General features: G+C 58.6%; 2 protein-coding genes. Both read left to right on the top strand.

Going from position 1 to position 2,036, the window contains the following annotated elements; genetic code table 11:
- The coding region (locus ABYA88_RS16255; protein ID WP_373188426.1) for a DUF294 nucleotidyltransferase-like domain-containing protein at window positions 1-1,558 on the top strand (1,558 nt) is incomplete at its 5' end.
- On the top strand, window positions 1,555-2,036 hold a 482-nt coding region (locus tag ABYA88_RS16260), incomplete at its 3' end, for an exonuclease domain-containing protein (RefSeq protein WP_373188427.1). The genes ABYA88_RS16255 and ABYA88_RS16260, both read left to right, overlap by 4 nt.

Here is a 2,036-nt window from a genome sequence, read left to right on the forward strand (position 1 = left end):
ACTCTGTGACGACTACGAAACCTTTGCCGACTTTGTCGAGGCCGAGGGGCAGTCGCGATTGCGCACTGCGGTGGAGAGCCAGAGCAAGGCCGGCGAGATGATGAAGCTGCGTGTACGCAAGCTGATCGAACGACTGCCGGTCACCGTGGCAGCCGACATGTCAATCATGCAGGCTGCGCAGAAAATGACTGACCACAATGTATCGTCGCTGGTGGTCGTAGCAGGAAGTCTGGACGCCGACGATAGTCATCAGGGCGCCGGCTCGATGATCGGCATCGTCACCGACCGCGATTTTCGCGGTCGCGTGGTCGCCGCCGGGTTGGCACCTGACACACCGATTAGAGAGGTGATGACTCCCGATCCAATAGTAGTGCAGGCAGACGACTCGATATTCGAGACCATGCTGACAATGCTGCGCCACAACATTCATCACCTGCCAGTAATTCAGCGCGGCCGGCCGATCGGCGTGGTCAATCTGCGCGACGTTATCAAGTACGAGTCGCAAAGCAGCCTGTATCTGGTCAGCAATATCCACAAGAAGCAGAGCATCGCCGAACTGCAGGCGTTATTGCCAGACATCCGTGCAACCTTCGTGCGCATGGCCACCGACGAGGTTTCCTCGCACATGATCGGCAGCACCATGGCGGGTATCGGCCGTGGTTTCAGTCAGCGCCTGTTGGAGCTGGCAGAGGCCTCGCTGGGTCCGCCCCCTGTACCCTATTGCTTCATGGCGTTGGGCTCGATGGCACGAGACGAACAGCTGATCGTTACCGACCAGGACAATGCCCTGGTGCTGGATGACAGTTTCGACCCTAAGCAGCACGACGACTATTTTTTCAAACTCGCCAGCTTTGTCAGCGATGGCCTGGCCGCCTGCGGCTACACCTACTGCAAGGGCGGCATCATGGCCACCAATCCTAAATGGCGGCAGCCGCTGAGCGTGTGGAAACAATATTTCACGCAATGGATCACCCGGCCGAATCCGGAAACGCTGCTCAACAGTTCGATCTTCTTTGATCTGGACAGCGTCTATGGCAAGACCGAACTGGTCGAGGAGCTCAAGGGGGTTCTGGCCACCAGCGCCAGAGCCAACGAGCCCTTCCTTGCCGCGCTGGCCCGCAACGCGCTGAATAGAACTCCGCCTCTGGGTTTCTTTCGCACCTTCGTGATGGAGCAGGATGGCGCGCACAAGAACATCATCAATTTGAAGGGACGCGGCACCGCCCCGCTGACCGATCTGATCCGCGTGCACGCGCTTGCATGCGGCTCCAAGGCGCAGAACTCCTTCGACCGCCTCGATGCAATTGCCACCACCCGTTTGATGCCGCCTGATGCCGTGACGCGCCTGCGTTACGCGCTGGAGTTTCTCTCGAGCGTGCGCATTCGCCATCAGGCCATGGAGCTGGAAGAGGGCCGCGAGCCGAACAATTATATCGAGCCGGAAAAAATCTCCATCGCCGAGCGACATAACCTGAAGGAGGCGTTCCAGATTCTCAGCAATGCCCAAAAGTTTCTGCGCTTCCGTTATCCGGCTCTGCAAGTGATGCGCACCCTATGAGGATCAAGCGCAATCCCGCACGCCCACCAGGTTACGAGAGCCCCAACTGGAGGACGTTCTTCGCCAGCCTGGCGCAGACCGCGCGCAATGCCGAACTGCAGCGCTTCTATCAGGCAGGAGCGGTCGGTCCGCAAACGCCGATCGAAGAAGTGCCGCTGGTGGCTCTGGATGTGGAAACCACAGGCCTGGATCCGAAACGCGATGCGATTGTGAGTATCGGCCTGATGCCGTTCAACCTGCAACGCATTCGTTGCGCCGATGCCCACTATCATGTAGTCAAGCCGATATCCGAGCTAAACCCCGAATCGGTTACCTTCCACCGGATCACCCACAGCGATCTCAGCCAGGCGCCCAGACTGGACAGTCTGCTCGGAGAAATACTGGACGTTATGGCCGGGCGTGTGGTGGTGGTCCATTACCGCAGCATCGAACGTGGCTTCCTTGATGAAACCGTGCGCCATTATCTGAACGAAAACCT

This window comes from Halopseudomonas sp., from assembly GCF_041579695.1.
Taxonomy (GTDB): Bacteria; Pseudomonadota; Gammaproteobacteria; order Pseudomonadales; family Pseudomonadaceae; genus Halopseudomonas.